The following is a 24965-nucleotide window of genomic DNA, read 5'->3' as shown; positions in this document are numbered from 1 at the left end:
GAACGGGCGGGTCCGGGGTGAACTCCGGTCAGGTGAACAGTCACTTCGTCCGGGTGTCGGGCAGGTGAAGGCCGCGTGCCGGCGCTCCGGCACGCGGCCCGGGGACGTGTGCCGCGTGCGGCCCGTCGAGGGGGCCGGCCGGGCCGAAGACGTCCCGGAGTTCGGCGAGGTTGGCGCGGGTGACCGACCACAGGTGCTCCTGCCGGCCGCGCACATCGGCCACGGCTGCCCGGTGGTCGTCCAGCACGGCCGCCGCACGTTCGGCGAGACGGGCGCCCAGGGACCGGTCGTGGACGGAGACGCCCCACTCGGGACGGTCGATGTCGGCGAGGAAGTAGGCGAGTTTGGGGTGCGAGACCAGGCTGATGACCGGGGTGCCGCAGCCGAAGGGGATCATCCCCGCGTGCCCGCGCATGCCGATCACCAGGCGCGTACGCCGGTAGAGCGCGCGGATGCGGTCGTTGGAGAACACGTACAGGGGCTCCACGGGGAGCGCGATGCCGTGTTCCCTGCGCAGGTCGTGGACGAACTTCTCGTCGGCCGGCATATGGGCCGCGTACCGGACCTCGGCGCGTTCGCCGACGGCGCGCACGGCGGTGGCCGTCTCGGCCAGGAAGTGGCCGTAGTCGTGGCCGAAGCGGAGCCCCGCGCGGTCGTAGGCGCAGTTGACCAGCACGGTGTCGTCCCGGTCCGGGCCGTCGTCCGGGCCGTCGTCCAGGCGCGGGTCGAGGTGGCGGGCCACGGTCGTGGGGCAGGGCTGGTAGCGCACCCGGTCCCGCAGTTCCTCGGGCAGGAGCTCCCTGACCCGGTCCACCGAGCCCTGGTTGCGCAGGCCGAAGAAGGCCGCCTTCTCGACCAGGGCGGTGAGGCTCGCCGCGAAGCGCTCCCGCCGGTAGCGCTGGCCGTCGAAGACGTTGTAGCCGACCGCGAACACAACGAGCGGGGCCGTGATCCGGGCCAGGACGTCGTCGGGGATGTTCCACTGCCAGCCGCTGTTGCTGTTGGGCGCGGTGTCCGGGAGGAAGAGCCCGCCGCCGCCGACGACGATGCCGCGCCGGGCGTTCAGCTCCTCCAGTCCGGGCTCGTCGACCAGCCGGTGCACATGCCGCTCGTGCCAGCGGGCCTGACCGGTGTCGGGACCGAAGCACATGCGTACGGCTTCGGGGAGCACCTTGTCGCCCGCGTTCTCCTGCCCGTCGGCGAACAGGGCGACATGGGCGAGCTGTTCGCCGGCGGTGCCCGTGGCGGGGGACGCCACAGGGCGCGTACGCACGTACCAGGCGTGGCAGTTGCCGTCGGTGGGGTCGGCGTCGAGCCCTTCGCGGGCGTACGCGTGCGCGTCCGCGGTCCGGCCCCGCAGCCAGGCGAGCCGGGCGAGCTGGCCGTAGGCGCGGGCGGCGAAGTCCGGGGACACGGTGGCCAGCTGGAGGTGGGCCTCGGCCTCCTCGTAGCGGGACAGCGCCATCAGGCTGATGCCCAGCGTCTCGTGGCAGCGCGGCCGGTCGGGCCGGTCCGCCACGGCGGCCGTCAGCAGGGCGACGGCCTCGTCGTAGCGGCCCTGCTGCCGGTGCACCTCCGCGACCCGGCGGACCAGGTCCACCGGCGCACGCCCTCCTTCGGGGAGCGGCAGGGCGCAGTGCAGGAGCAGTTCGGGGTGGACGGGGCCCGGCAGGGTGCGGCAGGCGGCGCGGAACGCCTCGTCGTCCAGATCGAATCGCTCGCGCGCCTCGCGGGCCGGGGTGCCGGGGGCGGCGTCCTCGGTGAAGCGCAGGACGACGGTGCTTCCGGGTACGGGGGTGTCGTCGTGCGGCGGGCCGGCCGGGACGTCGTACCGGGAGCCGAGGGGTTCGAGGACGCCCGCCTCGCCCAGCGCCCGGTCCACCGCCTCCTCGCCCGCGGCCAGGGCGTCGCGTACGGCGTCCGTCACGTCCTGGTGCTGGATCACCAGCAGCCCGCCGTCCCGCACGGGCCGTACGCCGCCGGGGCCGGGCCGCGCCACGGCGGCCACCCCGGTGCGGAGGGCCAGCAGCGGCTGGAGCGAGCCGAGGACGACCATGCCGGGGCCGAGCGCGATCACGGTGTCGTACCCGGTCGTCCGGAAGACGTCGAGGCGGCTGCCCGCGGTGCGCGGGACGAGGCGCGGGTGCAGCCGGCGGGCGGCGTCGAGCGTGGACTCGGGCAGTCCGGGGTGCAGGAGGAGGAAGTCCTCGCAGACGGCCGGGTCCGCCAGCGCGAGGCTGCGCAGCAGCACCAGGAGGCCGGGCATCCGGGCCTCGTCGGCGTACGCGGCGAAGGCGATCCGCCGCTTGCCGGTGACGGCGCGCCGGTCGTCGGGGGCGGGAGCGCGCCCGTGGAGGGCGGTCGGCCCGGGCCGTCTGCCGTCGGTGGGCTCGGCGGGGGTGTTCATCGGAGCGCGGTCCTCATCTCGGTCTCGTCCTGGTGGGTCGCGCGGGCCGTCACCCACGCGTGCTCGCCCGGCGCCAGTTGCCCCGGCAGCCCGAAGCCGACGAGGTCCAGGCGGTCGGCCGCGTCCAGGAAGTCCAGGAGCCTGATCAGGGTGAAGGCGGTGCTGGTCCCCGGCCACCTGCCGCCCTCGCCGAGCAGCGCCGGATCGTCCAGCGGGCGCCGCAGCGAGGCGTCGCCGATGTGGTCCTGCGCGCCTGCGACGAGGCGGGCGCGCAGCGAGCGGCGCCAGTGCGGCAGCGGGTCGCCGAAGACCAGCCGGGTGCCGGCCTTCCGGTGCCAGGCGGGGCCCGTCCAGGGGGTGTCGCCGCGCAGCGTGACCGCGTGCAGGTCGGTGCGCGGGGCGGCCGGCGGGAGGGTGTCGCAGCGCATCACCAGGTCGTATCCGTCGATCAGTTTGCCGAGCGGGCTCCCGGGGTCGCGTTCCTCGTCGGTGACGCGGGCGGCTCCGGCGACCAGGCAGACCGAGCGGCCGGTGACGAGGCCGCGCAGCCCGGTGACTCCGACCGGTTCCGCCCCGCCGAGCAGGGGGTCGGCCATCCTGTCCCGGTCCAGCAGCCGGCGGTGGGCGGCGTACAGCGCGACGAGCCGGCGTACGGCGGGGTCGGCCGTTCCTCCGGCCTCGGCGCTCCGCGTGCGTACGACCTCGGCGAAGGCGGTACGGGCCGCTCCGGCGGGGGCGTGGTGCAGGGCCCGCAGCCGGTCGCCGTCCTCGCCGGGGAGCAGCCCGGCGGCCTCGTCCAGGCAGGCGCGGAGTTCCTTGAGGGTGGCGGTCCTGCGCGTGATGTCCTCGGAGGCCGCCGGGTTCTGCTGGAGCGTCAGGTGCTGTTCGTAGGCCTGCACGGCCTCGTCGCGGCGGCCCAGGGCGTCCAGCGCGCTCCCGCGCAGCCGCCAGGCGCCCTTGGACCGGGGGCGCAGCCCGGTGGCCTCGACGGCGAGGTCCAGGGCGAGGCGGGTCTCCGCCTCCCCGCCGGTCTCCAGGGCCCGTTGCCCGGTGCGGAGCAGGGCGTCGAACAGGCTGTCCGTGCCGGTGGCGGTGGTGAGGTCCCCGACGGCGGCGACGAGCCGGGTCCGCCGGGCGTCGTCCGGGGGACCGCTCGCGGCGAGGCCCGCGAGGTAGTCGCCGCAGAGGCGCAGGGCGGCCGTGGGCGCCGGGCGCGCCGTACCGCCCTGCCCGGTTCTCGCCCGCACCGCCCTGAGCAGCCCGCTGAAGGTCTGGCCCATGCTCGTTCCGCCGTTCTGTGATCAGTGGCCGGCCGGGGCGCGCCCCGGTCCCGGGTCAGAGGCCGAGGCTGCTGCGGGTGCGCCGTACGGTGCGGCGCAGCCGGACCGCCGCTCCTCGCGGGCCGCCGCCGGGCAGGGTGAGCTTCTGCAGGCGGCGCCGCTTGAAGTAGTGCTGGGTGCCGCTGTCGAGGTGGTCCCGCAGCCAGGCCTCGGCCTCGGCGCGCAGGGCCGGGTGGAGTCCGGACTGCATGCAGTAGCCGACCGTCCGGAGCAGCGGCGCGAGGGTCCCGGGTGCGGTCGGGGCGAGCCGGGGCACGGGGTCGCCCCCCTGCTCGTCCAGGTCGGGCACGAGGTGGTCGACGATCGTCAGCGGGACCCGGTTGCTGTTCTCGTACGGGGTGATGCGGTCCAGGACGAGGCGGGTGCCGACCCGGGCGACCGGGATGCCGTAGTACACGGCGGCGGTGAACATCGCGGTGGAGAAGCAGCCGACGACGAGCGTGGGCGCGCACCGCTCGTAGAGCGTCTCGGCGAGCAGCGGGCCGTCCAGCGTGGTCAGCCGTACGCCCAGTTCGGTGGCCGCGTCGTCCAGTGCCCTGGAGTAGCGGGCCGGCGCCGTGGGGTGGGGCTTGAAGAGGATCGAGGTGTGGCCGGCCCGGGCCGCGCCGCGCAGCATGCGCAGGTGAAGGTCCTCCTCCTCGTCGGCCGTGAGGATGTTCAGCGCCGCGAGGTACTGGCCGAGGAGCACGGCCGTCGGGGCGGCGGCCTCGGCCTCCGCGAGCCCGCGGTCGCCGGCCGCCGCCCCGGCGATCTCGCCGAGCACCTTGCGGAAGGCGTCGTCGGGGACGAGCTCGGGCTCGACGCCGGACTCGGCGAGGAGCAGCGGCCGCAGCCCCGGTACGAGGTCCAGGTGGAGCACCCGCTGGATGCGGCAGGCGAGGGAACGCGGCACCTTGTTGCGGGTCGGGCCGTAGCTCATCAGGCCGTCCGCGTAGACGTGCACGGCGCTCTCGGAGAAGATCGCGGCCAGCGCGCGGGCCGGGTTGACCTGGATGGACTCGACGGCGAGGTCGACGGGCCCTTCCGGGTCGATGCCCCAGGCGAGCCGGAAGGCGCGCTGCCAGAGCTCGGTCTCCTCGGCGCGCGGGCCCCAGCCGCTGGGGTGGTGCGGGCTGATGGCCTCGTTCCAGTCGACGACGGAGTCGAAGCGGGCGGCGATGTCCCCGTACCCCCGCATCTCCTCCATCCGGAGGGCGGTCTCGGGGATCGCCGCGTTGTTGGAGACCAGCAGGACGCGGTGGCTGTCCTGTCCGGGTCCGAACCGGCCGGCGTCCAGCGCCGCCGCGAGCGTGGCCGCCCCGTACAGGGTCGACACCTGGAAGATCTGGGTACGCGTGGGCATGGGTCAGGCGGCCTTCTGCTTGTCACGCAGGCGGCCGAGCAGAGTGCTGCGCCTGGTGTCCATCATCGTCAAGGTGCGGTCGAGGACCTGCTGCGGCATGCGGTGCAGCGCGGCCGCCGACTCCTGGCGCAGACGCCGGAACGTCGCGGGTTCGTAGGCGTCCGCCTTCTCGTTGTGGAAGGCGATCATCGCGCAGTAGGTGCGGACCGCCTTGGGGAGGAGGAGCTCCGCGTCCGGGTCCTCGCGGATCTCGTCGAGCAGCGTGTCGTAGGCGGGGAAGAAGTCCAGCTGGCGGGCGTCCTTGATCTGGGTCAGGGACGTGGTGACGCCGCGCCGGTAGAAGACGCCGTACAGGTTCAGCGCCGCGTAGGTGCGGGCCCGCAGGTGCAGCTGCCAGATCCACAGGCGGTCCTCGGCGGTGCGCAGCCGGGTGGTGAATCGGTGCCCGCCGTCCTCGAAGAGCCGCCGGTGGTAGACGCCCGCCCAGACGAACGGGTAGTCGACCATGGTCTCCCACTCGGGTGCGGCGATGCCCTCGCGCGGGTCCATCACGGTCTCGCGGAGCCGGGCCGGCGCCCGGCGCACGACCCTGCTGGTCCCGGTGGCCTGGACGTGGTCGGTGCGGGCGAAGTCGCAGTCCAGCTCGGTGGCGGCGTGCAGCAGCCGGTCCAGGTGGCCGGGGGCGTACCAGTCGTCGCCGTCGAGGAAGGTGACGAAGTCGCCCCGGGCCGCGTCGATGCCGCTGTTGCGGGCGGCGGCGATGCCCACGTTCTTCTCGTGCCGGATGACCTCGGCGTGCGGGAGTCTGTCGGCCCAGCGGTCGACGACCGCCGGTGTGTCGTCCGTGGAGCAGTCGTCGACCAGCAGGAACTCGATGTCCGGGCCCGCGTTACGGGCAAGACTGCCCAGCGTCGTGTCGGCGTAGGCGCCGACATTGTGGAACGGAACGACAACGGACAGCTTCGGCACGCGGGCCCTCACCTTCGATCATGGTCCGCACACGCTAGTGAGGGGGATGGAGGAGAGGGTGTCGTCCGGCCCGACGAACGGTGAACTCTGGGCGTCGCGGGAGTGACCCGTGCAGGCCCGGGGGCCTGCCCGTGCGGGCGCGGGGGCCTCAGGCCACGCCGTACCGCGCCTCGACGCCCGCGACGACGATCCACAGGCCGTCCTCGAAGCGTTCGTCGTAGCGCGTGAAGATCTCGGCGCCGGCCGCCGCGGCGAGCGGGTAGCGCTCCAGGCGCGCGGCCCGTTCCTCGACGTCGTACCCCTCCCGGCGTTCGTCCGGCATGGGCTGGACGCCCTGCTCCTCGGTGACGAAGCCCAACGTGTACGCGTTCACGGTGGTGCCGGCGCGCACGGCCTGCCACAGCTCGAACCCGGCGTCGACCATCGTGCGCAGGTGGACCTCCAGGCCGTCGGCGTGGTCGGTGCCGGTGAACCGGGCGCCGGTGTAGACCCGGGCGCCGTCGCGGTAGCGCAGCAGGGCGCGGCGCAGCACGCTCTGGTACGTGACCATCTGCTGCTGCCAGCTCTCGGGCGCCGGCCCGGGCAGATCCTCCGCCAGCATCCGGCGGTACATCACCGTGGCCATCTCGTCGAGCAGCGCCTGTTTGTCCTTGAAGTGCCAGTAGAGCGCGGGCGCCTTGACGTCCAGCTCCCTGGCGATGCCGCGCAGGGTCAGCCCGTCGAGGCCCACCTCGTTCAGCAGTTCCAGCGCGGCGTCCGCGACGCGCGCCCGGTCGATCTTCGTCGTACCCACCTTGACAATTTAACAGCGTTAAGCGCACACTCCGAATCATGGAACTTAACAACGTTAAGGAAACGCGGGTCCTGATCGTCGGCGCGGGTCCCTGCGGCCTCGCCCTGGCCTGCGACCTCGCCCGCCGCGGAGTGCGCGCGCTGGTCGTCGAGCAGGCCCCCTCGCTCTTCCCGGGGTCGCGCGGCAAGGGCATCCAGCCGCGCACCCGGGAGGTGTTCGACGACCTGGGGCTGGGCGGTGCGGTGCGGGAGCACGGCGGCCCCGCACCGGTGGGGATGACCTGGAAGGACGGCGAGCGCCAGGGCGCGTACGACCTGTTCCGCCGCGCGGCGCCCACCGAGGCCGAGCCGTACGGGGAGCCCTGGATGATGCCGCAGTGGCGCACCCAGGAGATCCTGCTCGCCCGCCTGCGCGAACTGGGCGGCGACGTCCTCTTCTCGGCGGCCCTCACCGGCCTGTCGCAGGACGCCGACGGGGTCACCGCCCGGCTCACCACCGGCGAGGTGCGTGCCTCCTACCTGGTCGCGGCGGACGGCGGACGCTCCACGGTCCGGCGCGCGCTCGGGATCACGATGGAGGGCGAGACCGTGGACCCGTCGCCGACGCTGGTGGCCGACGTACGGATCGCGGAGGCGGCCCTCGACCGGGACGACTGGCACATCTTCCTGGGCGAGGCGGGCCTGCTCACGCTCTGCCCGCTGCCCGGCACCCCGGACTTCCAGCTGGTCGCCCGGTTCGAGGAGGGGGCGCCCGACACCACGCCGGAGGGCGTACGGGCCGTGGTCGCCGCCCGCACCCACCTGAGCGAGGACGACGTCACCGAGGTGCGCTGGTCGTCGGACTTCCGGCCGCGCGCCGCACTGGCGGACCGGTTCCGCGACGGCCGGGTCCTTCTCGCCGGCGACGCCGCGCACATCCACTCCCCGGCAGGCGGCCAGGGGCTGAACACGAGCGTCCAGGACGCCTACAACCTGGGCTGGAAGCTGGGCCAGGTGCTGCTGCACGGCGCGCCCGCCGCCCTGCTGGAGACGTACGAGCAGGAACGCCGCCCGGTCGCCGCCGAGATGCTGGGCCTCTCGACCCGCATCCACCGGGGGGAGCAGGAACGCGGCACCGCGGCGCAGCAGTTGGGCCTCGGCTACCGCGAAGGCCCGCTGGCGTCCGGCCGGGCGGGCCTCCTGGAAGCCGGCGACCGGGCCCCGGACGGCCCGGCGGGCGAGGGCGGGCGGCTCTTCGACGTCTTCCGGGGGCCGCACTTCACACTGCTCGCGGTCGGCACGGACGCCCCGCTGCCCGCACGGGACGGCGCCCTGCTGCGGACCTTCCGCACGGAGGCGGCCGAGGCCTACGGCAAGGGTCTGTTCCTGGTCCGGCCCGACGGCTACATCGGCTGGGCCGGCGAGGACACCACGGGGCTCGCCGAGTACGCGGCCCCTCTGGGCCTTGACCTCGACTTCGCTTGAGGTTCTACGGTCCGGGACATGGACTACTCACATGACGACGCGGGACTGGCACGGCAGCCCATCGGCTATTGGAGCTGGGCGGCGCACGACGCGACCGTGACCCACATCAGGGCCGCACTGGCCGAACACGGCCTGACCCAGCCGCCCTGGTGGGTCCTCAACCAGCTCACCGATGCGGACGAACAGGGCCGCCCGCGCGCCGAGGTGGTCGCGACGCTCCGGGGCTATCTGAACGTCGGCGACTCCCTGGAGCCCGAGATCGACGGCCTCATCGCCCAGGGCCTGGTCACCCAGGACCCCACCACCCGCCTGCGGATGACCCCCGAGGGACACGCGCTGCGCGCCGAGGCGGCGGAACGGGTCGGCAGGGCGATCGCGGACATCCACACCGGAATCCCGGACGAGGAGTACGTCGCCGCGCTCAAGGTCCTCCAGCGCATGATCCACAACGTCGGCGGAAAGGCCTGGCACCACTAGGTGCATCGACCCTCAGCTGAGCGACAGCTTCGCCGCGAACCCGAGGAACAGCACACCCGCCGCCGAAGTGGCCCCCGCCGAGAGCCGCTTGCGTCGGCGGAAGGCGGTGGCCAGGCGGGTGCCGCCGAATATGAGCGTCGAGAGGTAGAGGAAGCTGCCGATCTGCAGCAGCGTGCCCAGCAGCAGGAAGGAGAGCGCCGGGTAGGCGTACCCGGGGTCGACGAACTGCACGAAGAAGGAGATCAGGAACAGGATCGCCTTCGGGTTGAACAGGCTGACCACGAGCGCCCGCCGGTAGGGGTGCTCCGCCACCGCCCCGGACGCCTCGCCCCCGTCCGACAGCTCGGCCACCCGCTGGTGCCGCTCACGCCACATCGACACGGCCGCCCGCATCATCCCGATCGCCAGCCAGGTCAGATAGCCCGCGCCCGCGTACTTGACGACGGCGAACAGCAGCGGCGTCGTCTGCAACAGGGACGCGGCACCCAGCGCCGACAGCGTCATCAGGACCGTGTCCCCGGTCCACACCCCGGCAGCGGCCACATAACCGGTACGCACCCCGCGCCTGGCGGCGACGGACAGCACGTACAGCGAGTTCGGCCCCGGCAGCAGAATGATCAGCACCAGGCCGGCGAGATAGGTCGGGAGATCGGTGACACCTAGCATGAACGGAGTGTCGCACGCGGGTACGACACTCCGTCCAGGTGGTTCACATCGCGGGAATCGGGAATCGGGAATCGGGAATCAGGACGCGGTGGCGGCCGACCGCCCGACGAGGTCGGCGTACACGATGATGTTGTCCGGCCGGTGGCCGTCCTCCAGTTCCCCGCCGCAGGTGATCAGGCGCAGCTCGGGCCTGCTGGTGTCCCCGTAGACCTTGTCGGTCGGGAACGTGTCCTTGTCCACCTGCTCCAGCTCCCGCACGGCGAAGACCGCCCGGGAGCCGTCCGCGCGATCCACCGTGATGCGGTCACCGGTCCCGACCGCCGAGATGTTCTTCAGCACCGCGGGGCCGTCGGCCGTGTCGAAGTGGCCGATGAGGACGGCGGGGCCCGTCTGACCGGGTGTGACGCCCTTGGTGTACCAGCCGATCCGGTCCGCCTCCTTCACCGTGGGAACCTCGACGGTGCCGTCCGGGGACAGGCCCAGATCGAGGACGGGACCGGTGTCGACACCCGCCGACGGTATCCGCACGCGGACCGGTTTCGCGGCCGGCAGGGGCTCGGTGAGTGGTGCGTCCGGCGCAGGGGAGCCGGCGGGCGCGGGGGACGCCGTCGTGATGTGCGCGGGCGGGGTGCCGACGGCCCGGTCGTCCGCACCGCATGCGGCCGTCGCGCACAGCGCCGCCGCCACCAGCGCGGTGGACAGGAGACGGCGGCCGAGGGTGATGTGCAAGGAGGACTCCTCCGGTGCGGTCCGCACGGGCAGCCGTTCGCCGCGGCGGACCGTGCTCGTGAGAGGGGGCGACGAAGAGGGTGCCGGACCGGGGCCGGCCCGGCACCGGGACCTCAACGGCCGGCCGCTCCGGCCCGGCGGCGCAGGGCGACGAAGCCGATGCCGGCGGCAGCCAGCGCCGCGGCTCCCCCGGTCACGGCCGTCACCAGCATCCGGTCGTCGCTCGGCGCGATCTCGGCGCCCGCCGCGACACCGCCCTTCGGGACGACCGTGGTCTGGGTGTCGTTGTCGTTGCCGCCGGAAGCGCCGGCGCCGCCGCCCGCACTGTTCCCGTAGGTGAAGCTGCACCCCTGGGGGAGCTTCGGGAAGTCGTTGACGGTCGCCGGGTGGCCACCGCCCTCCATGTTGGTGCGCAACCGCGGCGCGTGGCTGTTCGGGGCGAGGATCTCCCCGACGAAGCCGGCGCTCCCGGGCAGTTCGGGGTGCGTACGGTCGAGCTGGGCGATGACCGTTCCGTCGCCCGCGTCCCGGAAGATCACGGACGGCCCGGAGGGGCTGATGGTCAGCAGGGCCTGGGTTCCCGCCCCGATGCTCTTCTCGGTCGTGGCCACGCACTTCACCGGGGTGTCGGGGCCCTGGCCGTCGCTGCCGTGGTCGGACGCGGAGGTGACGCGGCCGTCGGAGTGCAGCGTCACCGAGATGTCGCCGAAGACCCTGGTCTCCTCCTCGGCGAAGCCATGGCCGGCCACCAGGACGCCGAGGACCTTCTTGCCGGAGCGGACGGTCGCCGAGTAGTAGGGGTCGTCCGTGCCGTACCGGTAGACCTCCGCGCTCAGGCCGCCCTTGAGCGCGTCCTTGTGCACGAGGACGCCCGCGGGTGTCTCCGGGCCCTGCCCGTCGCTGCCGGTGTCGCTGACCGAGGTGACCTCGCCGGTGCCCGTGAGGGTGACCTGCACCCCCTCGAAGACCCGGCTCTCCTGCGCGGCCTTGCCCGCGCCGGCCGTCAGGGTGCCCAGCTGCCGGTCGCCCTTGAGGACGGCCGCCGTGTAGAACACGGCCGTGTCGCCGTGCCGGTGGACCTTGGCGGTGAGTCCGCCCTTGAGCTGGACGGTGCGGACGAAGGTGCCCTCGTCGGGGGCGGCCGAGGGGCTTGCGGCCTGCGGTGCGGTGTCGGCGAAGGCGACGGCCGCGGGGCCGAGGACCGCCCCGGCGAGCGCCGCGGCGGCCACGGTCGCGCGAAAGGCCGCGCGACGGCGCGAGGTGATGAGGGACATGGACGCCTCCGTGAGGAATGCAGCCTCGTGGGCTGCGAGAAGTGGGAGAGTCGCATGCCGCTTCCCCGGTCGGGTGAGGCCGTGAGGTGAGGCGGGCTGCTGATACGAATGTAGTGATCGTTTCCGGCGGAGCCGTCCGCTCCATGTCACAGGACCGTGACGGGCGTCACAGCCGCCCCGCCCCGTGGCGGACCGCGCCGGGCACGTACGGGCTCACCGAACTCCCGTACCTGCCCGGCGCGTTCTCAGAACGCGTCCGTCGGGACGTACGCGCCCCAGACCTCCCGCAGCGCGTCGCAGACCTCGCCCACCGTCGCCCGGGCGCGGAGCGCGTCCTTCATCGGGTAGAGCACGTTGGCCGTGCCGGCGTCGCTCTCCGCCGCCTTCTTCAGCTCCGCCAGAGCCGCGTCCACCGCACCCTGGTCGCGTTCGGCGCGGAGCTTCGCCAGGCGGGCGGCCTGCTGGGCCTCGATCGCCGGGTCGACGCGGAGGGGCTCGTACGGCTCCTCCTCGTCCAGGCGGAAGCGGTTGACGCCGACGACGACGCGCTCGCCGCTGTCCGTCTCCTGCGCGACGCGGTACGCGCTGCGCTCGATCTCGCCCTTCTGGAAGCCGCGCTCGATGGCCTCGACCGCGCCGCCCATGTCCTCGACCTTGCGCATCAGCTCCAGGGCGGCGGCCTCGACGTCGTCGGTCATCCTCTCGACGACGTACGACCCGGCGAAGGGGTCCACCGTCGCCGTCACGTCCGTCTCGTACGCCAGGACCTGCTGGGTGCGGAGCGCGAGGCGGGCCGACTTGTCCGTCGGCAGGGCGATGGCCTCGTCGAAGGAGTTGGTGTGCAGGGACTGCGTGCCGCCCAGGACCGCGCCCAGGCCCTGCACGGCCACCCGGACCAGGTTGACCTCGGGCTGCTGGGCGGTGAGCTGGACCCCGGCGGTCTGGGTGTGGAAGCGCAGCATCAGCGACTTGGGGTTCTTCGCGCCGAACTCCTCCCGCATCACCTTCGCCCAGATCCGGCGCGCGGCACGGAACTTGGCGACCTCCTCCAGGATCGTCGTACGGGCGACGAAGAAGAAGGAGAGCCTGGGCGCGAAGTCGTCCACGTCCATGCCGGCCGCGACGGCGGTACGGACGTACTCGATGCCGTCCGCGAGGGTGAACGCGATCTCCTGCGCGGGCGAGGCGCCCGCCTCCGCCATGTGGTAGCCGGAGATGGAGATGGTGTTCCACCGGGGGATCTCGGCCCGGCAGTACTTGAAGATGTCCGCGATCAGCCGCAGCGAGGGCTTGGGCGGGAAGATGTACGTGCCCCGGGCGATGTACTCCTTGAGCACGTCGTTCTGGATGGTGCCCGTCAGCCGGTCCGCCGGTACGCCCTGCTCCTCGGCGACCAGTTGGTAGAGCAGCAGGAGGAGCGCGGCGGGCGCGTTGATGGTCATCGAGGTGGAGACCTCGCCGAGCGGGATCCCGCCGAAGAGGACGCGCATGTCGTCGATCGAGTCGATCGCGACGCCGACCTTGCCGACCTCACCGGAGGCGATGGGGGCGTCCGAGTCGTGGCCCATCTGGGTCGGCAGGTCGAAGGCGACGGACAGCCCGGCCGTGCCGTTGGCGATCAGCTGCTTGTAACGGGCGTTGGACTCGGTGGCGGTGCCGAATCCCGCGTACTGCCGCATCGTCCAGGGCCGGCCCGTGTACATCGTCGGGTAGACACCGCGCGTGAAGGGATAGGCGCCCGGCTCGCCCAGCTTCTCCTCGGCCCGCCAGCCGTCGAGCGCCTCAGGCCCGTAGACCGGCTCGATGGGCAGTCCCGACTCGGACTCACGCGTCATCTGCTGTGCCTCCCGTTCAAGCGTCTTCAATCGAGCTACTTATCGGTAACAAGCGTCGCGACGGACCTTGGCGGCGGACACCACGGCCTGCGGAGGCCCTTCGCCGGGACCTTGCTCACAGCGCGTCCGGACGCCCGGACGCATGTCTCCCATCATGCGCACGATTCGGCAACCGGGCAGGACGGGAATCCGTCCCTTGAGATATCCGCGCTGCGGGACGGGCCATGTGACGGGTCGTACGACAGGTCATGTGACGGGTCACGCGCGACCGGGCGGCGACGGACGAGCCAGGGGGCCGAGGATGGGACGCACACGTACGGACGGACACGCGCGGGACGTGCGCACGGCGGCCACGGCAGCCGTGGGCGTACTCGTGCTCGCCGCGCTGACGGCGGGCTGCAAGGTCGAGACCACGGGCGGCGCGGGGAACACCGCTCCCCCGGCCGGGGCGACCACCCGCCCCACGGCGTCGGCCACCAGCGACGACGCCAAACCGGGGGGAGGCACCGCGAGCCCCTCGGCCGCCCCCGCACGGACCCCGGCCGCGAGCCCCTCCCCGGCGCCCCGGACCCTGATGTCCGCCGGCGACCGGAGCAAGCGCGTACGGGAACTCCAGGCGCGACTGCGCCAGATCGGCCACTTCGACCGGAGCCCCACCGGGTACTACGGCTCCGCGACCGTCGCCTCCGTGCGGTCCTTCCAGGGCAAGCGGGGCCTGTCCCGCACCGGCAGGACCGACACCGTGACCTGGGAACGGCTGCTCGCGATGACCAGGGAGCCGACGGCGAAGGAGCTCGATCCGCCGGCTCCCGGACCGGCGGTCGCGAAGCCCGACGCCCGCTGCCTCACGGGCCGGGTGCTGTGCATCAGCAAGAACAGCCGCACGCTGTCCTGGATGATCGACGGCAAGGTCGTCTCGTCGATGGACGTGCGGTTCGGCTCGCAGTACACCCCGACCCGCGACGGCACCTTCTCGGTCTACTGGAAGTCCCGCCACCACGTCTCGACGCTCTACGACTCCCCGATGCCCTACGCGATGTTCTTCAGCGGCGGCCAGGCCGTGCACTACTCGTCCGACTTCGCGGCCCGCGGCTACAGCGGTGCCTCGCACGGCTGTGTGAACGTACGGGACGAGGGGAAGATCGCGTCGCTCTTCGACCAGGTGCGCAACGGCGACAAGGTCGTCATTTACTGGTAGAGCGTTCAACCGAAAAAGGGGCGCGGGCGGGACCGGGGGAACGTGTCCCGCCCGCGCCGGATGCGCTGAGCCGAAGGTACGGGGGGAACCCCGGCTCGTTGCGCGGCCGATGACCAGTCGGCACTCACTACTGCGCCGGACAGCCTAAGAACGTTACAGCTGCCGCATTCGTGCAGGTCAGCGCGTTGCGGAGGAGAGCCCGGACGAGGGGCCCGCCATGGCCCCGGCGCCCGGCGACGAGCCGTCGTCCTGCGAGGCGTCGTCCTGCGTGCCCTCCGCGGACGGGCTGCGGAAGATGATCGAGGGCAGGGAGCCCCCACCGTTCCCGCCGTCGTTCCCCTTGCCGTCGCCGTCGCCCTGGCCGCCCTCGTCGTCCCGGCCGTCACCGTCGTCCGCGCCCAGCAGGCGGTCGCAGAAGCGGTCCAGGTTGCGTTCCCCGTCGGCCAGTTCGAGAAGCCGTGACTTCTCCTCCTGGCTCAGGGTGTCCTCGCGGTAGCCACGGCACGCCTTGATCGACTTCTTGAGCACCTCGGCCCGCGACGACGATCCGCCGGGCGTCTCGCGTCCGTCCGGATCGTCCTGGGTGGAGCCGGTGCCGCTCTCCGGGCCGGCGTCCTCGCGGTCCGTCGCGCCGCCGCCGTCGTGCCCGGTGCGCCCCTCGTCCCCGGCCGTCCCGCCGTCCGGCACCTCCGTGGCCGACGGGGAACTGGACGCCCCGGGCGGGATGGAGGGCAGCGGCGAAGGCGGCTCACCGGCGTCGGGCAGCTCCGCCCCCAGCTCCTCGGGAGTCGCCGCCGCCGAGACGGACACCGCCGGGGACGGGGAGCCGCCCCCGCCGAACGGCGCCGGAAGCATGCCCGTACCGGCGACCGCCACCCCGCCGAGCGCGCACCCGGCGAGCGAGACGGCGAGGCCGTAGCGCAGCGGGCGGGTCCAGCGCGGGCGCCGGAGCGGCGTCGTGCGCGCCGCCCCGATCCGTACGGTGTGCAGGGCGTCCTGCTGCCCGGCGACGCCGGTGGGGCCGGCCGCTCCGGCGCGCTTTCCGCTCCGGGACGCCTCGCGGAAGGCTGCCAGCACGGCGGCCTCACCCGGAAGTTCGTCACCGGAGGGAGGCGGGACCCGCAGGGCGCCCAGCGCGGCCTCCAGCCGGCGGGCCTCGGCCCTGGCGTGATCGTCGACGGACTCGACGGGCTCGCCGCGGAGCAACATCTCCGCCGCGTCCGCGTCGAGCCACTCGTGCTGCTCGTCGGCCATCACATGTCCTTCTGCGTCCACGGACGCGAATGCGTCACACCGGCGGGCGACACCGCGCCCTGTCGGCCGGGGCGTTGTGCGGGTACGGCTCCGAGCTCCGGGCCCGCCGCCGGAATCTCGTCCTCCGGGCCGGGATCGGCGCCGACCAGCTCCGCCAGCCGCTTCAGTCCGCGGTGCGCGGCGGTGCGCACCGCCCCCGGCCGCTTGCCCAGGGTCAGGGCCGCGCTCTTCGCGTCGAGACCGATCACCACGCGGAGCACGACCGCCTCGGCCTGGTCCTGGGGCAGCTGGGCGATGAGGGACATGGTGCGCCCGGTGGCCATCGACTCCAGCGCCTCGCCCGCCGTGTCGGACTCGGCGGCCTCACCGGCCAGTTCGCTCTCGTCGCCGCCGATCGCGGGGCGCCTGCCCCGCATCCGTATGTGATCGAGCGAGCGGTTGCGCGCGATCCGGGCCGCCCAGCCCCGGAACCGGTCGGCGTCCCCGCTGAACCGGTCGAGGTCACGCGCTATCTGAAGCCAGGACTCCGACGCCACGTCCTCGGCGTCCGGTTCACCGACCAGTGTCCGTATGTAGCCCAGCAGCCGCGGGTGCACGGCGCGGTACACAGTCCGGAAGGCGTCCTCGTCCCCGTCCTGTGCCGCGAGCACCGCGGCGGTCAGCTCCGCGTCGTCCCCCAGCACTCCCTCAACCCGCCCTGCTGATCCGAATCGTAGCTGGTCACCACTACTGCGCCACGCTGCGCGACTCAGCACGCTACGTGGTCGGACGGTGCCCCGTCCATGACTTGTACAACCCGCAACTGTCTCCTGACACAGTGCGGTGTGACAGAAAACGCACCGTTGACGCTGAGATGAGTACGGGGTCGCTCTGCGGCCCTGTGGAAGACGGCCGGGGCCTCTCCTGTGGGGGGTGGCGGCCCCGGTCGTCGTCCCCTCCCCCTTCCGACGTCACGTCAGGGTCACGCCGCCCGTCCGGCCGCGGCCGCGAGCACGGCGGGACATCACCGCGCGCAGCACCCGCCGCCCCTCCGTCGACAGGTCCAGGGCCCTTCGCAGACCGGTCGGACCGCCCGCCCCTCCCCCGGTCTCCGCGAGGCCCTCCAGGATCTCGGCCTGGCGGCGGAGTTCGCCCGTGACCAGCGGACCGCCGCCCGTGGCCCCGCCGTCCCGCCGGATCTCCGACGTACGCGCCAGGTCACCGGCGGGGACGTCGGACTCCCGGTGGACGTCCAGTGCGAGGAGCGAGCAGGCGTCCGCCCACGCGCGCAGCGGTCCGGCGGCGAAGTCCCTGGGCGCGGCGTCGAGCAGCGTACGGATGCGGGCCGCCGTGGCGTCCCCGGCGGCGGCGCCCTCCAGCGCCGCGTGTGCGGCGCCGAGCCGGTCGGCCCATTCCGCGCCGCTCTCGCAGCCCGCCCAGAGCGGGCGCAGCGGCTCCGGGTCGTCCCCGTCCGGCGGAGGCGGAAGACAGCGGTCCAGACAGCCGACCCCGCTCGCCGCCAGACCACGCTCGTCGGCACGAGCGATCAGCTCCAGCAGACTCATCGACGCCTCCCCGATCGGTTCATCGGTCCCTCGCTCGTCGGGGAAGCGCACCGCTTCCCGTTACCGCCTACAGCGCCAGATGGCTGAAAAGCGTCACTCTTGCGACACAGGAGATCACAGCGGGACTCAGTCGGACAGGCTCTCGATGCCCAGACGGTCCAGGAAAGCGAAGAAAAGTTCCTCCGCCGACCACTCGGGCCGCTCGATCCGGAGCAGTTCGAGCAGGGGGCCTTCGAGGACGCCGCGGCCGGATTCGGCCGCCCATCCGACGGCGCGGGCCGCTGCGTCCTCGGGCGGCAGGAAGAGGTCCTCGACCGTCGTGTCGTCCCGGCCGAGGAGCGCGGCCATCGGCGCGCGGCCGAGGCAGGCGTACCAGGAACCGCTGTGCGGCGCCGCCGCCTCGACCGCCACACAGGCGCCGTCCATGACGAACCCGAGGAGGACCGGGGCCCGCGCGGCGTCGGCGAGCGCGGTCATGCTGCCGAGCGAGGGCTCGGTAGGGTGGGACCAGACCTGCCAGCCGTCCGCGCGGTACTCCCGCAGGGTCAGCAGCCCGCGCGCCTCCCGCAGGGCGGGATGGCCGATGAGCGGCTCACCGCTGCGGCCCACCAGATAGCAGCCCCAGAAACCCACGCCCTGCTCCCCCCGCGGTCCGGGCCTCCATTCTTCCCGCCCGGGACCACGGGGAAGCGCGAAAACGGGTCAACTCATACGGAAGCCGGGCCGGCCGGTCCGGAGGCGGGGTGCCGCAGAGGGTCCCGGCACGGCCCGGCGGGGGTCAGCCGGTCTCGTCCGCGAGCTTCTGGAACTGCGCCCAGGTCAGCTTCGGCTCCCGCGGGTCCCACACCTTCTGGGAGAGCGCGTTGAGCGGCATCCGGATCCCCTCCGCCACCTGCGCCTGCGTCTGCGCGTCGGGGAAGTCGCCCCAGACCGCGAACCGGGCGCCCAGGATCTGCTTCGAATAGCGCGCGGCCACCGGCTCGGTGCCCCGCAGGACCAGGGGCGTCCACTGCTCGTAGATCCGCTCGCCCGTCGGGTAGGTGAAGTCGTTGGGCTGGCCGAGCACGTAGTAGAGGTACTCGTCGTTGAGGTTGACCACCTTGCGGCCCTCGGCGAGGTAGTCCTGCGGCGGCCGGGCGCCGATCTCCTTGCCCGTCCAGTACTCCACCTCGATGCCCTTGTCGCCGGTGACCGTCCCTCCGCTGAAGAAGCCGTCGTTCCACGCCTTGGGGATCTTCTTCGCCTTGGTGATGACGGCGGCGCGGTCGTTCAGCCAGCCCTCCGTCAGGTCCTGGACGGTGGCGTCGGCGCCGTACTTCTTACGGGCGGCCTCGGCCAGCTGCGGGTAGGAGGCGGCCGGATCGCTCACCGTGAGCGCCTGGTACTCGTCCGCGCCGACGTGGAACCAGTTGCCGGGGAAGAGCTCCGCGTACTCCGTGAGCAGGTCGTCGACGATCTTCGCCGACCCGGCCTTCGAGATGTCGATGGCACCCTGCCGCGCGACGCCCTGCGTGTTGCGCAGCTGGAGGTCGGGGTGGGCCTTGAGGACCGCGCCCAGGTGTCCGGGCGAGTCGATCTCGGCGACGATCGTGATGTGGAGGCTCTGCGCGAGCTTCACGATCCGGCGGACCTCGGCCTTGGTGAGGTGCTCCTCGGACACCACCTCGGGGTGGGTGTCGGACTCGATCCTGAAGGCCTGGTCGTCGGAGAAGTGGAGGCCGAGCTGGTTGAGCTTGAGGTCCGCCATCTGACGCAGCCGGTCCTCGATCCAGTCGACCGTGTAGTGCTTGCGCGCGATGTCGAGGTTGAGCCCGCGCTGCGGCCGGTCGGGCGTGTCGCGTACGACGCCCTCGGGCACGGTGTCGTCGGCGTTCAGCGACTGCTTGACCGTGCGGGTCCCCCAGAAGACGCCCGCCTGGCCGGGACCGCTGATGGTCACCCGGTTGTCGGCGGTCCTGAGGGTGTACGACTCCGGGTCGCCCTTGCCCCCGAGGGCCAGCTCGACGTCACCGGACCGGGCGGACTTCTCGCCCCGGTAGCCGATCTTCAGCTCCTTGGCGAGCAGCTTCGCCTCGTCGGCGAGCTCGGGGTCGGCCGCGACGACCGCGCTGTCCTTGGCGGGCTTCCAGCCGGGCCCGCGCGCGGCAGTGTGCTCCCGTACCGACGGTATGGTCCGCGGCGCCGAGGAGAGCGGGTAGCTCCGGGTGGGTGACGGTGAGGCGGACGTACGGGACGAGGCCGACGCGCCGTTCCCCGCACCGGGGCCGGAGTCCTCGGGCCAGACGACGACGGTGAGGGTGACGGCGGCGGCCACCGCGACGGCGGCGCCGGCCACCAGGGGTGCGCGTGAGGGCGACATCGGTCAGAAACCTCCGGATCGGGGGGAGAAACAGGTTAAAGAAGGTCAAAGAAGATGAGAAAGGTGGGCATTTCCCCCACCGATTCGTCCATCAAGCGTTCCGAAACTCTCCCGTCCGGGTGAATTTCGCGCATCCTTCGGTTGCGCGTCGCCCGGGCTCGTTAGCGTGACAGCACATACGAAACAGTCCTCACTCCCACCCCGCGCAACCTCGTCGCTCTCCGGCCCCTCTCCAGGGTCACAGATGTCATTCATTCGAGGAGTCCCGCTGTCCAGGTCCAGCGAGCCCCACGCCGACCTGCCGAAACCACCGCAGCAGGCCGGGTGGACGGCCGTTCCCGTCCAGAACCGGGGCACCGCCCCGGCCCTTCGGGAGGCCCCGGTGGAGGCCCCCGTTCCGGAACCAGTGTCGGTGAGCCCGGCCCCAGGTGCCCACTCGAACGGGCTGGGCCGCTTCAACGCCTGGCCCCAGGACCTGGCCGAGGCCGCCCTGCTGGAGTGCTGCGGCAGCACCCGCTGGGCGCAGCGGATGGCGGCCCACCGCCCCTACCCGGACCTGGGCACACTGCTCGCCGCCTCCGACGAGGCGGGGTACGACCTCGCGCCCGCCGACCTCTCCGAGGCGCTCGCCGCCGAGAGCGCCCCCTGTCTGCACCACGCCGCGCCCCGGGCGGCCCATCTGGCGCTGCGCGCCGCCCACGCCGCGTACGAGAGCCGCTTCGGCCACGCGTTCGTGATCTGCCTGGACGGCCTGCGGCCCTCCCAGCACGTCGACCAGGTGCTGGCCGCCATCCGCACCCGGCTGGCCCACGAGCCGGACGAGGAGCGTGCCCTGACCGCGGAGGAGATGCGACGACTCGCCCGGGGCCGCATCATCGAGCTGGTGACGGAGGCGGGCCTGACGCCCGGCCCGTTCCCCCCGGTGGCATATGACCCCCGGTAGCCCGTCCGTGCCTGTTTGCCTGCCGCTTTGATCACACCAGAGGCCCCGCCGCCATGGAACCGACAAAGCGTCGCTACGATGGCCGGGGCCGGTGGACCGTACCCGGCCGGGTCAGACCGACAGTCAAGCCGGCCGGCCCCAATCCCCGCTCCCGGAGGGTTCTTCCGTGCCGGCTGGAACGCTGTACCGCGGCCGGGAAGGCATGTGGTCCTGGGTGGCTCATCGAGTCACCGGTGTCCTCATTTTCTTCTTCCTGTTCGTACACGTCCTGGACACCGCTCTCGTGCGTGTCTCCCCCGAGGCGTACGACGACGTCGTGGCCACCTACAAGACCCCGCTCGTGGCGCTGCTCGAGTACGGCCTGGTGGCCGCGATCCTCTTCCACGCGCTGAACGGCCTCCGCATCGTCGCCGTGGACTTCTGGTCCAAGGGCGCGCGCTATCAGAAGCAGATGCTCTGGACCGTGATGGGTATCTGGATCGTGCTGATGGTGGGGGCCCTGTACCCCGTCCTCGGTCACGCCGTACGTGAAGTCTTCGGGAGCTGAGGCCGATGTCCACCGAGACACCTACTTCCGCGATCGGGGACGTCGAGGGCGTCAGCCCCTACGGCGTCGACAACCCGGCCCCGGTGATCGAGCCCCCGCGTCAGCGCACGGGCAAGACCCCCAAGGGTTCGCGCACCAATTTCGAGATGTACGCCTGGCTCTTCATGCGCCTGTCGGGCATCGTGCTGGTCGTCCTCGTCATCGGCCACCTGCTGATCCAGCTGGTGCTCGACGGCGGCGTGTCCAAGATCGGCTTCGCCTTCGTCGCGGGCCGCTGGGCCTCGCCGTTCTGGCAGATCTGGGACCTGGCGATGCTGTGGCTCGCCATGCTGCACGGCGCCAACGGCCTCCGTACGGTCATCAACGACTACGCCGAACGGGACAACACCCGGTTCTGGCTGAAGATGCTCCTGTACACCGCCACGGTGTTCACCGTCCTGCTGGGCACGCTGGTGATCTTCACCTTCGACCCGAACATCCGCTAGGCGCCGGGACAGAGGGACCAGAGGGAAACCATGCAGATCCACAAGTACGACACCGTCATCGTCGGCGCAGGCGGCGCCGGCATGCGCGCGGCCATCGAGTCGACCAAGCGCAGCCGCACCGCCGTGCTGACCAAGCTCTACCCCACCCGCTCCCACACGGGCGCCGCGCAGGGCGGCATGGCCGCCGCGCTGGCCAACGTGGAGGAGGACAACTGGGAGTGGCACACCTTCGACACGATCAAGGGCGGCGACTACCTGGTCGACCAGGACGCCGCCGAGATCCTCGCGAAGGAGGCCATCGACGCCGTCCTCGACCTGGAGAAGATGGGCCTGCCGTTCGGCCGTACGGCCGAGGGCAAGATCGACCAGCGCCGCTTCGGCGGTCACTCCCGTAACCACGGTGAGGCCCCGGTCCGCCGCGCCTGCTACTCGGGCGACCGCACCGGCCACATGATCCTCCAGACGCTGTACCAGAACTGCGTCAAGGAGGGCGTGGAGTTCTTCAACGAGTTCTACGTCCTGGACCAGCTGGTCGTCGAGGTGGACGGCGTCAAGAAGTCCGCCGGCGTCGTCGCCTACGAACTGGCCACCGGCGAGATCCACGTCTTCCAGGCGAAGTCGGTCATCTACGCCTCGGGCGGCACCGGCAAGTTCTTCAAGGTGACGTCGAACGCGCACACCCTGACCGGTGACGGCCAGGCCGCCTGCTACCGCCGGGGTCTGCCGCTGGAGGACATGGAGTTCTTCCAGTTCCACCCGACCGGCATCTGGCGCATGGGCATCCTGCTGACGGAGGGCGCCCGCGGTGAGGGCGGCATCCTCCGCAACAAGGACGGCGAGCGCTTCATGGAGAAGTACGCGCCGGTCATGAAGGACCTCGCGTCCCGTGACGTCGTGTCCCGCTCCATCTACACGGAGATCCGTGAGGGCCGCGGCTGCGGTCCCGAGGGCGACCACGTCTACCTCGACCTCACGCACCTCCCGCCGGAGCAGCTGGACGCGAAGCTCCCGGACATCACGGAGTTCGCGCGTACGTACCTCGGCATCGAGCCCTACACGGACCCGATCCCGATCCAGCCGACCGCGCACTACGCCATGGGCGGCATCCCGACCAACGTCGAGGGCGAGGTGCTGGCCGACAACACCACCGTCGTCCCGGGCCTGTACGCCGCCGGCGAGGTCGCCTGTGTCTCCGTGCACGGCGCCAACCGCCTGGGCACCAACTCGCTGCTCGACATCAACGTCTTCGGACGCCGCTCGGGCATCGCCGCCGCCGAGTACGCCGCGAAGACCGACTTCGTCGAGCTTCCCGAGAACCCGGCCCAGCTGGTCCAGGACCAGGTCGAGCGGCTGCGCAACTCCACGGGCACCGAGCGGGTCCACGCGCTCCGCACGGAGCTGCAGGAGTGCATGGACGCCAACGTGATGGTGTTCCGCACCGAGCAGACCATCAAGACGGCGGTCGACAAGATCGCCGAACTGCGGGCGCGCTACCTCGACGTGTCCATCCAGGACAAGGGCAAGCGGTTCAACACCGACCTGCTGGAGGCCATCGAGCTGGGCAACCTGCTCGACCTGGCCGAGGTCATGGCGACCTCCGCGCTGGCCCGCAAGGAGTCCCGCGGCGGTCACTACCGCGAGGACTACCCGAACCGCGACGACGTCAACTTCATGCGCCACACCATGGCGTACCGCGAGGTCGCGGACGACGGCACCGAGTCGATCCGGCTCGACTACAAGCCGGTCGTCACGACCCGCTACCAGCCGATGGAGCGTAAGTACTGATGGCTACCCCGACCCTGGACAAGACCGACAAGGCCGAGGCCGGCTTCGCCGACACCCCGTACATCACGGCCACGTTCCGGATCCGCCGCTTCAACCCCGAGGTCTCCGACGAGGTCCAGTGGCAGGACTTCCAGATCTCGATCGACCCGAAGGAGCGTGTCCTCGACGCCCTTCACAAGATCAAGTGGGAGCTGGACGGCACGCTGACGTTCCGGCGTTCCTGCGCGCACGGCATCTGCGGCTCCGACGCGATGCGGATCAACGGCAAGAACAGGCTCGCCTGCAAGACGCTGATCAAGGACATCAACCCGGAGAAGCCGATCACGGTCGAGGCCATCAAGGGCCTCACGGTCCTCAAGGACCTCGTGGTCGACATGGACCCGTTCTTCCAGGCCTACCGCGATGTCATGCCCTTCCTCGTCACCAAGGGGAACGAGCCGACCCGCGAGCGTCTGCAGTCGCCCGAGGACCGCGAGCGCTTCGACGACACCACCAAGTGCATCCTGTGCGCCGCGTGCACGTCCTCGTGCCCGGTCTTCTGGAACGACGGCCAGTACTTCGGCCCGGCGGCGATCGTCAACGCGCACCGCTTCATCTTCGACTCGCGTGACGAGGCCGGGGAGCAGCGCCTGGAGATCCTCAACGACCGTGACGGTGTGTGGCGTTGCCGCACGACGTTCAACTGCACGGACGCCTGCCCGCGTGGCATCGAGGTCACCAAGGCGATCCAGGAAGTGAAGCGCGCGCTCATCACCCGCCGCTTCTGACCCACGCGTCGCCCCCGGAGGCCCCGTTGCCCGCACGGACCGTGCGGGAAGCGGGGCCTCTTGGTGCGTCCGGCGGGCCGGGACGGTACGGTCGTGCGGAGCCGGTGACCGGCTCGCCTCTCCCGCCGCAGCACAGCGCGGGAGCAGACGGCTTGATGGAGAACGGGGAACGTCGTGAGCGATCCGAATCCGTACGCGGACGACTCATACAAGTGGGGCCCGCCCCAGCCGCCGGGCAACCCGCCCACGATGCCGGACGGCCAGGGCTACGGCTACCCGGCGCCGGGCGCCCCTCCGGCGTACGGCTATCCGCAGCCGCTGCCCGAGGGCGCCGCGCAGCCCGGCCCCGGGTACGGCTACCCGGGCGGCCAGCCGACCGAGCCCGGCTTCAACCTGCCGGCCCAGCAGGGCGGCGGCGGGGTGCCGGTGCTCTCGCTCGGTGACATCACGGTGATGAACGACGCCATCGTGACCCCGTCGGGCACGCTGCCGCTCAAGGGTGCGGTGTGGACGGCGACGGACATGTCGCGCACGGAGGAGAAGATCCCGACCGTGGGCATCGTGCTGGCGATCGTCTTCGCGCTGTTCTGCCTGATCGGTCTGCTGTTCCTCCTGATGAAGGAGAAGCGCACGACCGGCTTCGTGCAGATCACCGTCACCAGCGGCGGCCGGCACCACCAAACGATGATCCCGGCGACGGGTCCCGAGACCTTCCAGTGGGTCATGTCGCAGGTCAACACCGCGCGGTCCATGAGCGCCTGAGCCCGGGCCGGCCGCTCCCCCTCGCC

General features: G+C 72.2%; 23 protein-coding genes. 9 read left to right on the top strand and 14 right to left on the bottom strand.

What is annotated here, in order from left to right; genetic code table 11:
- Positions 1–40: 40 nt before the first annotated feature.
- From ACZ607_RS24050 to ACZ607_RS24030, 5 genes are all read right to left on the bottom strand, one after another.
- Complete coding sequence (locus ACZ607_RS24050; RefSeq protein ID WP_469737629.1) at positions 41–2407, bottom strand: polysaccharide pyruvyl transferase family protein; 2367 nt, start codon at positions 2405–2407, stop codon at positions 41–43.
- Positions 2404–3687, bottom strand: coding sequence for a hypothetical protein (locus ACZ607_RS24045; protein WP_469737627.1), 1284 nt, complete (start codon positions 3685–3687; stop codon positions 2404–2406). Before ACZ607_RS24045 ends, ACZ607_RS24050 begins: the two co-directional genes overlap by 4 nt.
- A 55-nt stretch (positions 3688–3742) precedes the next feature.
- Entirely contained in the window at positions 3743–5089 is a 1347-nt protein-coding gene (locus ACZ607_RS24040) for a polysialyltransferase family glycosyltransferase (RefSeq protein ID WP_469737625.1), read from the bottom strand.
- Between the two features lie 3 nt (positions 5090–5092).
- A complete protein-coding gene (locus ACZ607_RS24035; protein ID WP_469737623.1) occupies positions 5093–6058 on the bottom strand; it encodes a glycosyltransferase family 2 protein in 966 nt (321 codons plus the stop codon).
- 148 nt (positions 6059–6206) lie between these two features.
- Positions 6207–6851 (bottom strand): TetR/AcrR family transcriptional regulator C-terminal domain-containing protein, encoded by a 645-nt coding sequence (locus ACZ607_RS24030; RefSeq protein ID WP_469737621.1) that lies wholly within the window; start codon positions 6849–6851, stop codon positions 6207–6209.
- 38 nt (positions 6852–6889) lie between these two features.
- Here ACZ607_RS24030 and ACZ607_RS24025 point away from each other — a divergent pair, with 38 nt between their 5' ends.
- Entirely contained in the window at positions 6890–8314 is a 1425-nt protein-coding gene (locus tag ACZ607_RS24025; protein WP_469737619.1) for an FAD-dependent monooxygenase, read from the top strand.
- A gap of 18 nt (positions 8315–8332) precedes the next feature.
- Positions 8333–8791, top strand: a complete 459-nt coding sequence (locus ACZ607_RS24020; protein WP_469737618.1) for a MarR family winged helix-turn-helix transcriptional regulator — start codon at positions 8333–8335, stop codon at positions 8789–8791.
- A gap of 12 nt (positions 8792–8803) precedes the next feature.
- Here the strand turns inward: ACZ607_RS24020 and leuE are convergent, their stop codons facing one another.
- The 4 genes from leuE to ACZ607_RS24000 all read right to left on the bottom strand — a co-directional run bounded on the left by leuE (position 8804) and on the right by ACZ607_RS24000 (position 13295).
- A complete protein-coding gene (leuE, locus tag ACZ607_RS24015) occupies positions 8804–9457 on the bottom strand; it encodes a leucine efflux protein LeuE (RefSeq protein WP_469737616.1) in 654 nt (217 codons plus the stop codon).
- Positions 9458–9535: 78 nt separating this feature from the next.
- On the bottom strand, positions 9536–10186 hold the full coding sequence (locus ACZ607_RS24010) for a class F sortase (RefSeq protein ID WP_469737614.1): 651 nt from the start codon (positions 10184–10186) through the stop codon (positions 9536–9538).
- A gap of 113 nt (positions 10187–10299) precedes the next feature.
- Positions 10300–11460, bottom strand: coding sequence for a hypothetical protein (locus ACZ607_RS24005; protein ID WP_469737612.1), 1161 nt, complete (start codon positions 11458–11460; stop codon positions 10300–10302).
- 245 nt (positions 11461–11705) lie between these two features.
- Complete coding sequence (locus ACZ607_RS24000) at positions 11706–13295, bottom strand: acyl-CoA mutase large subunit family protein (RefSeq protein ID WP_469737610.1); 1590 nt, start codon at positions 13293–13295, stop codon at positions 11706–11708.
- A gap of 301 nt (positions 13296–13596) precedes the next feature.
- On the opposite strand from ACZ607_RS24000, the gene ACZ607_RS23995 reads away from it, so the two are divergent.
- A complete protein-coding gene (locus tag ACZ607_RS23995; RefSeq protein WP_469737608.1) occupies positions 13597–14493 on the top strand; it encodes a L,D-transpeptidase family protein in 897 nt (298 codons plus the stop codon).
- Between the two features lie 177 nt (positions 14494–14670).
- Here the strand turns inward: ACZ607_RS23995 and ACZ607_RS23990 are convergent, their stop codons facing one another.
- The 5 genes from ACZ607_RS23990 to ACZ607_RS23970 form a co-directional block, all read right to left on the bottom strand.
- A complete protein-coding gene (locus tag ACZ607_RS23990) occupies positions 14671–15747 on the bottom strand; it encodes a hypothetical protein (protein ID WP_469737606.1) in 1077 nt (358 codons plus the stop codon).
- Positions 15747–16430, bottom strand: coding sequence for an RNA polymerase sigma factor (locus ACZ607_RS23985; protein ID WP_469737605.1), 684 nt, complete (start codon positions 16428–16430; stop codon positions 15747–15749). Before ACZ607_RS23985 ends, ACZ607_RS23990 begins: the two co-directional genes overlap by 1 nt.
- Positions 16431–16697: 267 nt before the next feature.
- Entirely contained in the window at positions 16698–17291 is a 594-nt protein-coding gene (locus ACZ607_RS23980; RefSeq protein ID WP_469737603.1) for a hypothetical protein, read from the bottom strand.
- 126 nt (positions 17292–17417) lie between these two features.
- Positions 17418–17924 carry a hypothetical protein gene (locus tag ACZ607_RS23975; RefSeq protein WP_469737601.1) on the bottom strand — a complete coding sequence of 169 codons (507 nt, stop codon included), beginning with the start codon at positions 17922–17924 and terminating at the stop codon, positions 17418–17420.
- A gap of 145 nt (positions 17925–18069) precedes the next feature.
- Positions 18070–19650 carry a beta-N-acetylhexosaminidase gene (locus ACZ607_RS23970; protein WP_469737599.1) on the bottom strand — a complete coding sequence of 527 codons (1581 nt, stop codon included), beginning with the start codon at positions 19648–19650 and terminating at the stop codon, positions 18070–18072.
- 382 nt (positions 19651–20032) lie between these two features.
- Between ACZ607_RS23970 and ACZ607_RS23965 the strand changes: the two genes are divergently transcribed.
- The 6 genes from ACZ607_RS23965 (at position 20033) to ACZ607_RS23940 (ending at position 24939) form a co-directional block, all read left to right on the top strand.
- The gene (locus ACZ607_RS23965) at positions 20033–20593 is read left to right on the top strand and encodes a 2-oxo-4-hydroxy-4-carboxy-5-ureidoimidazoline decarboxylase (RefSeq protein ID WP_469737751.1); all 561 of its coding nucleotides are present in this window, start codon (positions 20033–20035) and stop codon (positions 20591–20593) included.
- A gap of 166 nt (positions 20594–20759) precedes the next feature.
- Positions 20760–21140, top strand: coding sequence for a succinate dehydrogenase, cytochrome b556 subunit (sdhC, locus tag ACZ607_RS23960; protein WP_469737597.1), 381 nt, complete (start codon positions 20760–20762; stop codon positions 21138–21140).
- Positions 21141–21145: 5 nt separating this feature from the next.
- Positions 21146–21625 carry a succinate dehydrogenase hydrophobic membrane anchor subunit gene (locus ACZ607_RS23955; RefSeq protein WP_469737595.1) on the top strand — a complete coding sequence of 160 codons (480 nt, stop codon included), beginning with the start codon at positions 21146–21148 and terminating at the stop codon, positions 21623–21625.
- A gap of 30 nt (positions 21626–21655) precedes the next feature.
- Positions 21656–23410 (top strand): succinate dehydrogenase flavoprotein subunit, encoded by a 1755-nt coding sequence (gene sdhA, locus ACZ607_RS23950; RefSeq protein WP_469737593.1) that lies wholly within the window; start codon positions 21656–21658, stop codon positions 23408–23410.
- Positions 23410–24177: a succinate dehydrogenase iron-sulfur subunit gene (locus tag ACZ607_RS23945; RefSeq protein WP_469737591.1), complete on the top strand. Its 768-nt coding sequence runs from the start codon at positions 23410–23412 to the stop codon at positions 24175–24177. The genes sdhA and ACZ607_RS23945 overlap by 1 nt, the downstream gene beginning before the upstream one ends.
- A gap of 174 nt (positions 24178–24351) precedes the next feature.
- On the top strand, positions 24352–24939 hold the full coding sequence (locus ACZ607_RS23940) for a hypothetical protein (RefSeq protein ID WP_469737589.1): 588 nt from the start codon (positions 24352–24354) through the stop codon (positions 24937–24939).
- Positions 24940–24965 lie beyond the last annotated feature (26 nt).

The sequence above is a fragment of the Streptomyces sp. NPDC104381 genome (assembly GCF_055583745.1).
Note: the sequence above shows the minus strand (reverse complement) of the source record. Positions and strands in the feature narration are given on the sequence as shown.

Excerpts from the sequence above, each read along its gene's own strand:
- ACZ607_RS24050 (WP_469737629.1), bottom strand. The coding sequence starts at position 2,407 with ATGAACACCCCCGCCGAGCCCACCGACGGCAGACGGCCCGGGCCGACC.
- ACZ607_RS24045 (WP_469737627.1), bottom strand. The coding sequence starts at position 3,687 with ATGGGCCAGACCTTCAGCGGGCTGCTCAGGGCGGTGCGGGCGAGAACC.
- ACZ607_RS24040 (WP_469737625.1), bottom strand. The coding sequence starts at position 5,089 with ATGCCCACGCGTACCCAGATCTTCCAGGTGTCGACCCTGTACGGGGCG.
- ACZ607_RS24025 (WP_469737619.1), top strand. The coding sequence starts at position 6,890 with ATGGAACTTAACAACGTTAAGGAAACGCGGGTCCTGATCGTCGGCGCG.
- ACZ607_RS24020 (WP_469737618.1), top strand. The coding sequence starts at position 8,333 with ATGGACTACTCACATGACGACGCGGGACTGGCACGGCAGCCCATCGGC.
- leuE (WP_469737616.1), bottom strand. The coding sequence starts at position 9,457 with ATGCTAGGTGTCACCGATCTCCCGACCTATCTCGCCGGCCTGGTGCTG.
- ACZ607_RS24005 (WP_469737612.1), bottom strand. The coding sequence starts at position 11,460 with ATGTCCCTCATCACCTCGCGCCGTCGCGCGGCCTTTCGCGCGACCGTG.
- ACZ607_RS24000 (WP_469737610.1), bottom strand. The coding sequence starts at position 13,295 with ATGACGCGTGAGTCCGAGTCGGGACTGCCCATCGAGCCGGTCTACGGG.
- ACZ607_RS23995 (WP_469737608.1), top strand. The coding sequence starts at position 13,597 with ATGGGACGCACACGTACGGACGGACACGCGCGGGACGTGCGCACGGCG.
- ACZ607_RS23990 (WP_469737606.1), bottom strand. The coding sequence starts at position 15,747 with ATGGCCGACGAGCAGCACGAGTGGCTCGACGCGGACGCGGCGGAGATG.
- ACZ607_RS23980 (WP_469737603.1), bottom strand. The coding sequence starts at position 17,291 with ATGAGTCTGCTGGAGCTGATCGCTCGTGCCGACGAGCGTGGTCTGGCG.
- ACZ607_RS23970 (WP_469737599.1), bottom strand. The coding sequence starts at position 19,650 with ATGTCGCCCTCACGCGCACCCCTGGTGGCCGGCGCCGCCGTCGCGGTG.
- ACZ607_RS23955 (WP_469737595.1), top strand. The coding sequence starts at position 21,146 with ATGTCCACCGAGACACCTACTTCCGCGATCGGGGACGTCGAGGGCGTC.
- sdhA (WP_469737593.1), top strand. The coding sequence starts at position 21,656 with ATGCAGATCCACAAGTACGACACCGTCATCGTCGGCGCAGGCGGCGCC.
- ACZ607_RS23945 (WP_469737591.1), top strand. The coding sequence starts at position 23,410 with ATGGCTACCCCGACCCTGGACAAGACCGACAAGGCCGAGGCCGGCTTC.